The sequence below is a fragment of the Jiangella muralis genome, assembly GCF_001270745.1.
GTDB classification, from domain to species: domain Bacteria; phylum Actinomycetota; class Actinomycetes; order Jiangellales; family Jiangellaceae; genus Jiangella; species Jiangella muralis.
In genome coordinates this window covers 1-7,998 of record NZ_LFXL01000069.1, presented here as the reverse complement: position 1 = coordinate 7,998, position 7,998 = coordinate 1, and the positions used below count along the sequence as shown (strand labels likewise).

Annotated in this window: 8 protein-coding genes and 2 pseudogenes; 9 read left to right on the top strand and 1 reads right to left on the bottom strand. The window is 69.0% G+C overall.

Annotation, left to right across the window (positions count from 1 at the left end; genetic code table 11):
* The 6 genes and pseudogenes from ACW62_RS32565 to ACW62_RS34595 form a co-directional block, all read left to right on the top strand.
* Nucleotides 1-771 (top strand): transposase (locus ACW62_RS32565; protein ID WP_083460451.1); only part of this gene is annotated, 771 nt, incomplete at its 5' end.
* A 22-nt stretch (nt 772-793) separates the two neighbouring features.
* A pseudogene (locus ACW62_RS36725) lies at nt 794-1,064 on the top strand (tellurium resistance protein TerC); the annotation flags it as partial.
* 13 nt (nt 1,065-1,077) lie between these two features.
* The gene (locus ACW62_RS32560) at nt 1,078-1,320 is read left to right on the top strand and encodes an antitoxin (RefSeq protein WP_169792181.1); all 243 of its coding nucleotides are present in this window, start codon (nt 1,078-1,080) and stop codon (nt 1,318-1,320) included.
* Nucleotides 1,321-1,357: 37 nt separating this feature from the next.
* Complete coding sequence (locus tag ACW62_RS32555; RefSeq protein WP_157575143.1) at nt 1,358-1,825, top strand: hypothetical protein; 468 nt, start codon at nt 1,358-1,360, stop codon at nt 1,823-1,825.
* Nucleotides 1,826-1,989: 164 nt separating this feature from the next.
* Nucleotides 1,990-2,274, top strand: a complete 285-nt coding sequence (locus ACW62_RS32550; RefSeq protein ID WP_240477482.1) for a transposase — start codon at nt 1,990-1,992, stop codon at nt 2,272-2,274.
* Between the two features lie 80 nt (nt 2,275-2,354).
* On the top strand, nt 2,355-2,507 hold the full coding sequence (locus ACW62_RS34595; protein WP_157575142.1) for a hypothetical protein: 153 nt from the start codon (nt 2,355-2,357) through the stop codon (nt 2,505-2,507).
* Nucleotides 2,508-2,665: 158 nt separating this feature from the next.
* On the opposite strand, the pseudogene ACW62_RS32545 reads toward ACW62_RS34595, so the two are convergent.
* Nucleotides 2,666-3,151, bottom strand: a pseudogene (locus ACW62_RS32545) (IS1634 family transposase); the annotation flags it as partial.
* Between the two features lie 237 nt (nt 3,152-3,388).
* Between ACW62_RS32545 and ACW62_RS32540 the strand changes: the two are divergent.
* The 3 genes from ACW62_RS32540 to ACW62_RS32530 are packed head-to-tail and all read left to right on the top strand — an operon-like array spanning nt 3,389 to nt 7,864.
* On the top strand, nt 3,389-5,149 hold the full coding sequence (locus ACW62_RS32540; RefSeq protein ID WP_240477481.1) for an AMP-dependent synthetase/ligase: 1,761 nt from the start codon (nt 3,389-3,391) through the stop codon (nt 5,147-5,149).
* Nucleotides 5,146-6,351: an acyltransferase family protein gene (locus tag ACW62_RS32535; protein WP_053208287.1), complete on the top strand. Its 1,206-nt coding sequence runs from the start codon at nt 5,146-5,148 to the stop codon at nt 6,349-6,351. Before ACW62_RS32540 ends, ACW62_RS32535 begins: the two co-directional genes overlap by 4 nt.
* A gap of 37 nt (nt 6,352-6,388) precedes the next feature.
* A complete protein-coding gene (locus tag ACW62_RS32530; protein ID WP_053208286.1) occupies nt 6,389-7,864 on the top strand; it encodes an acyltransferase family protein in 1,476 nt (491 codons plus the stop codon).
* Nucleotides 7,865-7,998: the final 134 nt, after the last annotated feature.

The window sequence follows — 7,998 nt, the reverse complement described above, 5'->3', positions numbered from 1 at the left end:
ACACGACCATGGCGAGCCCGCCGCGGCCTGACAACGCCCTCCAGCGATCCCAGGCCGGTTCACCAGTTCTTCGACGCGCTCGAGGCCTCCGGACCCCGACGCTGCGCCCAGATCACCCATCTCAGCGCCGACGGTGCCGAGTGGATCGCCCAGGTGGTCACCCAACGCTGCCCGCAAGCGGTGCGCTGCGCCGACCCGTTCCACGTCGTCGGCTGGGCCACCGACGCCCTCGACGCGGTGCGCCGCCAAGCCTGGAACGACGCCCGCAAGGCCGGGCATACCAAACCCCGAGGACGCGGGCACGGCAACCCCAAACACGTCGCCACCGGCCGAGCATCGGCCCTCAAAACGACCCGGTACGCACTATGGAAGAACCCCGAGAACCTCACCGACAACCAGCGCGCCAAGCTCGCCTGGATCGCCAAGACCGACCCCCGGCTCTACCGCGCCTACCTCCTCAAAGAAGCCCTCCGCGTGATCTTCCAACTGCCCCACCCCCAGGCCAGCCACGCCCTGGACCGCTGGGTCAGCTGGGCCCGCCGATCCCGGATCGAGCCCTTCGTCGCCCTGCAACGCCGCATCACCAAACACCGCGACACCATCCTGGCCGCGATCGAACACGGCCTGTCCAACGGGCTCGTCGAATCGGTCAACACCAAGATCCGACTCATCACCCGCATGGCCTACGGATTCGCCAGCCCTCACACCCTCATCGCCCTCGCCATGCTCCACCTCGGCGGCCACCGACCCACCCTCCCCGGCCGACCATGACCCACGGATCCATCAGGAGAGCCTCATTTGGGTAGGGATCAAGATGCTTCTCAAGATCGACATCTTCTACATCCCCACCACCTTCTCCCTGGCGGTGGTCGCCACGATCATCACCGTCTCGATCATTCTGAGCCTGCGTGCCACCCGAGGCCAAGGCCGCCGGACCCTGCCCGCCGACCGACCTGCCGTTGCGGGTCGCTACCGACGCCGAGCACGCCGTCCTGGAGCCCCGTGTGGGGACCCACGACCCCTCCCCCCCGGGGGGGGACCAGATAACATTCGCTAACCACTGAGGAGATGAGCCCCATGGCACTCAAAGACATGATCGCCAAGGCCCGGGCCAGCGCCACCGCGGCCCTGACCCGGCACCGCAACAAGATCGACCAGGGGATCGACAAGGTCGGCGAGGTCGCCAACGCCAGGACCGGCGGACGCTACGAACCCCGCATCCGCAAAGGCAGCGAGCAGGCACGTGCAGGCCTGGACAGGATCGCCCCCGGCGGACCGGACTCCGACGGGCCGCTCCCCGCCAGGCCAGACTCGCGGTGAAACAACCAGCGCCACGATCCCCTGAAGCGCTCTGACGATGACCTCGCGCAATCGCACGACCCGTCGCCCTGTCGCCGCGGTGATCTGCGATGGGCCCGAGGCCGTCACGGTGGCTCGTTGCGCGGCCATGACGGCCGCCGAGCAGCACCGGCCTGTGGTGCTGCTGGTGCCGATGCAACGCCCACCCTTCACCACCGACGCAGTCATCGCGCTTCGGATGAATCAGGAAGCGACGCGCGAGGCCGAGGCCATCGCCGCCCGCGTCCGCCCCGCCCTGGACACGGCCCAGGTGACGACGGTGACGGTGCGGATCGCGTGGTACCGCCCCTGGCGCGCCCGATCCCAAGCCCGCGCTGTTCTCGCCGCAGCCCACCGGGCCGGCGCCCTCGTGATGGTCGCCGCCGTGCCAGGCTCGCGGCGACGTGCGGTGCTCGATCGGGACATGCGGTCGGTGGTGCCCGACGTCGTAGTCCATCAGCTGCCTCAGAGAGGGAAGCGCAGTTGATCCGCCCCACACGAAGTGTGGACACCTGTTCGTCCACCGAATGAGCACGACTGCCGGCCACTTCCGAGCGGCCGATGTGGACGTTACTGACCAACTGGCGTGCCTCCCACTTTCTGGACTGCGGACCTCATAAGGTCCGGTCCGGAAAGGAACTGTTCGTGGCGATGAAGAAGGCGACATTCACGCCTGATCTCCGTGATGAGGCGGCCCGGTTGGTGGTCGAGAACGACCGTCGTATTGCCGATGTGGCCCGTGAGATTGGTGTGGGCGAGACCACGCCGGGAAACTGGGTGATGAAGTACCGCGAGGATCACGCCGGTGAGGAACCGCCGCTGGAGCTGTCCGCGCGTGCGGAGTTGGCCGAACTGCGCCGGCGAACACGTGAACAGGAAATGGAACTGGCGTTCCTGAAGAGGCTGCCGCGTACTTCGCGAAGGAGCAGCGGGTGAGCCAGAAGCACTAGTTCATCGCCGCCGAGTGCGCGCAGAATCAGGCCGACCATGTCGACGATGCTCCGTCCCTGAGGCAGATGTTCACCTGGCTGGTCGTGTCCACGTCCGGCTACTACGAGTGGCGGGACCGGCCGCCGTCAGCGGCCGCGGTCCGGCGCGAGCAGCTGAAGCTCAAGATCGAGGCGTTGTTCGACTACAACGACCAGACCTACGCGTACAGGCGTCTGTGATGCTGAGCTGGTCCGCGGCGAACAGGTCGGGCCGGACCTGGTGCGCCGCCACTTCAGCGCCGAGTAGCCGGGCACGAAGCTGGTCGGCGACATCACGTACCTGCATACGTCCCGGTTTCCCCTCCTGCGTTTGCTCATTTGCTTTGGTGCGTGACGAGCGAGATGGCCAGCGCGGCGAACACGATGGTCAGGTGCGCTTCGATCGCGTCTCGTTTGCGGGCGAACATGGGCCGGGCGGCGAGGTCGGACTTGGACATCCGGAAGGACTGCTCGACGTTCCACAGGTCGTGGTAGCTGGCGATGACCTCGGCGGCGGGAATGATGGTGGCGGGCATGTTCGTCACGTATCCCTTGAGCCCGACGACCTTCCTCGCGCGGGCGAGAGCGGTGGTGTCGAGGCGGCGTGAGTCACCGTCGATCTTGACGAACCGGGGCGTGCGGGCCGCCTTGAGTCCGTTGATGACGTCGTTCGCGCGGTTCTCCTGCAAGGTCAGGGTCTTGTTGTCGCGGGCGGCCCGCTTCTGCGAGTAGGCCCACACGGCCCGCCACGCACCGTCGTGGATTGTGGGGTCCCACACCGGCTCGGTCCGGGTTGCGGGATCGGAGACGTGCTTGCGTCCCGTCTTGGGGGTGATGGTGTCGATGTGGCACGACCGTCGCTACGCGGGCATTACTTATGAGGATCGTCGTTCTCTTGCGCAAAGCCAGCAGTAGTGCCAGGATGACGCGTGAGTGATCCGGACGGCGGTCGGAACGGACCCCGATCCTGAGCGCATTCACTTTCATCTGTAGGGATTCCCCATGGGCGCGACATGATCGTCCCACCACTGCTGATCACCCTGCCCGGGAGTTCGAACCTCACCGATCTCCTCTCACAGCGCATGCGCACCGCACCGCACGCGGTCGTAGCCGAGGTGCGCCGTGGAACGGGTTCCTGGGAGCCTGTCTCGGCGGCACAGCTCGACGCTCAGGTCGTCGCCGTGGCCAAGGGCCTCGTCGCCATGGGCATCGAACCCGGTGACCTGGTCGGCATCATGGCTCGGACCCGGTACGAGTGGACCTTGCTCGATTTCGCGATCTGGGTCGCGGGCGCCGTGTCCGTGCCGCTGTATGAGACCTCGAGCTCCGAGCAGGTCGAGTGGATCCTGTCCGACTCCGCGGTGCGGCTGCTGGTCGTCGAGACCGCCGCCCACGCGGCGACAGTCGTTGCCGCACGCGACAACGCGAGCGCGCTGCGCGACGTGCTCGTCATCGACGACGGGGCGATCGAGCGGCTCGAGGGCGTCGGCGCCGACGTGACGGACGAGGAGATCGCGCGCCGCCGTCGGATCGCGGGGCTCGACGACGTCGCGACCATCATCTACACCTCGGGCACGACAGGCCGACCCAAAGGCGTCGTGCTGACCCATGGCAACTTCGCCTCGCTTGCGGCGAACACCGTGGCCGCGATGCCGGAGGTGTTCACGGATGGTGGGCGCACCTTGCTGTTCTTGCCGCTCGCGCATGTGTTCGCCCGATTCATCGAGGTGATCGCCATCGCCGGCGGCATCGTCCTCGGCCACACCTCGGACGTGAAGACGCTTAGCGAGGACTTCGCCTCGTTCCGGCCGACGTTCGTGCTGGCCGTACCGCGGGTGTTCGAGAAGGTGTGCAACTCCGCCGAGCAGAAGGCGGCTGCGAGGGGAAGGCGGCGCGTGTTCCAGTGGGCGACCCGCGTGGGCGTCACCTGGTCGCGGGCGCTCGACACGGCTCGAGGTCCGTCGCCGTGGCTGCGCGCGCAGCACCGGATCGCGTCGGTGCTCGTCTTCTCCAAGCTGCGCGCCGCCCTCGGCGGTCAGGCCAAGTACGCGGTTTCGGGCGGCAGCCCCCTCGGGGAGCGGCTCGGACACTACTTCCGCGCGGTCGGGCTGGTAGTCCTCGAGGGGTACGGCCTGACCGAGTCGACCGCCCCAGCGACCGTCAACCGGCCCGCCGGTGTCCGCATCGGGACGGTCGGGATGCCCCTGCCCGGGTGCGACATCCGGATCGCCGAGGACGGCGAGATCCAGCTCCGGGGTCCCCACGTCTTTCGCGAGTACCACAACGCACCCGAGGCCACGGCCGAGGCGTTCGACGGCGAGTGGTTCCGCACCGGCGACCTCGGCTCGCTCGACGCCGAGGGCTATCTGACGATCACGGGTCGCCAGAAGGAGATCATCATCACCGCGGCCGGGAAGAACGTGGCGCCGGCGGTGCTGGAGGACCGCGTCCGCGCGCACGCCCTGGTCTCGCAGTGCGTCGTGGTCGGTGACAACCGGCCATTCATCGGCGCCATGATTATACTGGATCCCGAGGGTGTGCCCGGGTGGTTGGCGATGCACGGCAAGGCGGACCTCACCCTTGAGGAGGCCAGAAAGGACCCGGACCTCATCGACGCCCTCCGCGCCGCGATCCGCCGGGCGAACGCCGCCGTCTCCACGGCGGAGTCCGTACGCAGGTTCGGTGTGCTGCCCGGCGACCTGACCGAGGAGAACGGGTACCTGACGCCGAAGCAGAGCGTGAGGCGCGGCGTCTTCGTCAAGGACTTCGCCGCTCAAATCGACGACCTCTACGACAAGGGCGCTCCTGACGCGCACGATGTCATGACCATGCCGAGACCATGAACGGCGCCGCGAGGGCCGGACGCACGACTGGGCTGTCGGCGCGATCCCGCGCGGGTCGCCCCTCGCTCGACGCCCTGGTCGACGCGACGCCGGACACGCGCGACCGGGTCGTCGACCTGCTTCGGGCTGTCAGCATCGGCGTGGTCGTCCTGTGGCACTGGACCTTCTCCGTCACCCACCGCAACGACGGCGGCGCCCTCATCATGCCGAACCCCATCGCCGAGGTCCCAGGGGCGTGGGCAACCACCTGGGTCTTCCAGGTGATGCCGGTGTTCTTCCTCGTCGGCGGCTACGCGAATGTCGCGTTCTGGCAGTCCGTTACGCGCGACGGCGGTGGTGCCCGGCGTTACCTGACTGCGCGCGCCCGCCGGCTGATCGGCCCACTGGTGCCGTGGCTCGCCTGCTGGCTCGTGGTCGACTTGGCGATCCAAGCGAGTGGCGGACGCACCGTCCTCGAGTGGGGCATGGTCATCTTCATCCCCCTGTGGTTCCTCGGGGTCTACGCCCTCGCGGTGGCCGCCGTGCCCCTCACGGCCCGCCTGCACCTGGCGTGGCGGTGGCGAGTCCTCGCGATCCTCGCAGCCGTCGTTCTGGCCGCCGACGTCCTCCGGCTCGGAGTCGGCTGGGGCGAACCGATCGTCGGACTAGTCGGGTCGGGCGCCGTATGGCTGTTCGCCCACCAGCTCGGCTACTTCTGGCGCGACGGCACGCTGACGCGGGACCGGCGCAGGGCATTCATCGTTGCCCTCGTCGGCCTGGCAACGCTGATCCTGCTGACCACCGTCGGCCCGTATCCGCGGTCCATGGTGGCCGTCCCGGGCGAGCCGATGGGCAACATGTTCCCCACAACGGCCGCCATCGCTGCGCTGGCGGTCTTCCAGCTGGGTATCGCGCTCGTGGCCCGACCCTGGCTCGCCGCATGGCTGCGGCGGCGCCGGCCCTGGCGAGCTGTCGTGGCGGCGAGCGGGATCGCCATGCCCGTCTTCGTCTGGCACATGACGGCCCTCGTCGCGTTCGTGTGGTTGTACGAGCAGGCGGGGTTCGAGCTGGCGGACGAGGCGAGCGCTGCCTGGTGGCTCACGCGGCCGCTGTGGGTGGTCGGCCCGGCCGTGCTGCTCGCGGTGATGATCGGGATCTCGAGATGGGTCGCGACCCGAGCCACCGCCCGCCGGCATCGCACCCGCGACGGCATCGCGACCTGAAGCCGGGTGGCGGCGCACCCGGAAGGAGACCTGACCGATGCCCGACATCCGCGAGCTGGCCGAACGGACACCGCCGACCCGCCGACGCCACGTCGACCTGCTTCGCGCCGTTGCGATCACCGCCGTCGTCGTCGGGCACTGGCTGGTGATGACCGTCGAACAGGATCCCGCCGGGAACCTCACCGGATTCACCGCACTGAAGTACATGCCCTCGATGCACGGCATCACCTGGATCTTCCAGGTAATGCCGCTGTTCTTCCTCGTCGGTGGGTTCTCGAACGCCATCTCCTGGACCCGACACCGAGACCGCGGCGGCACGGCCGCGCGTTGGCTCCTCGACCGCAGCGCCCGGCTCTTTCCGCCCGTGACGCTCCTCCTCGTCGTCGTCGCGGCGGGCGCCGTCCTCGCCTCGGTGGTAGTAGGGATCCCTCAGGACGTCGTGGCCCCGGCCGTCGCGCTCGTGACGCTGCCGCTCTGGTTCCTCGTCGTCTACCTGGGCGTGATCGCCCTCACGCCCGCGATGTTCAAGCTGCACGGCCGGTTTGGGCTGGCCGTCCCGGGGGTGCTCATCCTCTCCGTCGTGATCGGCGACGTCCTGCGCCTGACGACCGGCGTCGACACCTGGGCCTTCGGCAACTTCGTCTTCGCGTGGCTGGCGATCCACCAAATCGGCTTCGCCTGGCAGGACGGCAGTCTCGGCCTGACGCCACGGCGAGCGGTGATCGCCCTCCTCGGCGCCGTGATCCTCCTCGTGGTCCTAACCGGCCCCGGTCCGTACCCCGTGAGCATGGTGTCGGTGCCAGGCCTGGCGATCCAGAACCCGTCACCGCCGACCGTTGCGCTGATGGCCCTCGCGATCACACAGATCGCCGTCGCCGTGCTGGTGGCCGCGCCCACCGAACGGTGGTTGCAACGGCGCCGGTCCTGGTCCGCCGTCATCGCGGCGAACACGGTCGTCCTCACCGTCTATCTGTGGCACATGGTCGCCGCACTTGTCGCCGCCGTCGCACTCGACGCCGCCGGGCTGCTGCCGCCGTCCGACGCCGGCTCCGCCGCGTGGTGGCTCGGGCGGATTCCGTGGCTCGTCGCGCTCTCGATCGTGCTCGCGGCGCTCGCCGCCCTCGTTGGCCGGACGGAGACGCGCACGGTGGCCCACAGGTTGGGCGGCGCACGGCCGAGCTCCCCGGACGGGACCAGTGAGGGCAGAGTGGCCCGGGTGGCGCGTTCAGTCCACGGCCTGACCTCTCTGCCAGTCGTCGCCGGGTGCTACGCGGCCGCTGTCCTGGGCATGTACTTGCTCGCATCCGCCGGCCAGGGCGTGCACGGCCCGTTCGGTGTCCCCACCGGCGCGCTCGTGCTCATCCTTGGCGCCGCGGCAACGCTGAGATTCGCCCGTGCCACCGCGAGCCCCCGGGGCACCGGCCCGGCCCAACACAGACCCGAGGCCCAGCGCCAGCCGGGGTCCCGACCAGACGGCAACACACAGGCTCCGACCCGCCGCGACGGCGACTGACCTCGGGCGGGCGAGCCGAGCTCCATGATCGAGCCCATGAGCGATACTATCCATACCGATCAGCAACGTCCGACCGCCGCCCTCACCGGCATCACCGCTGCCGTGGTCGGGGTGATCGCCAATCTCGCCGTGTT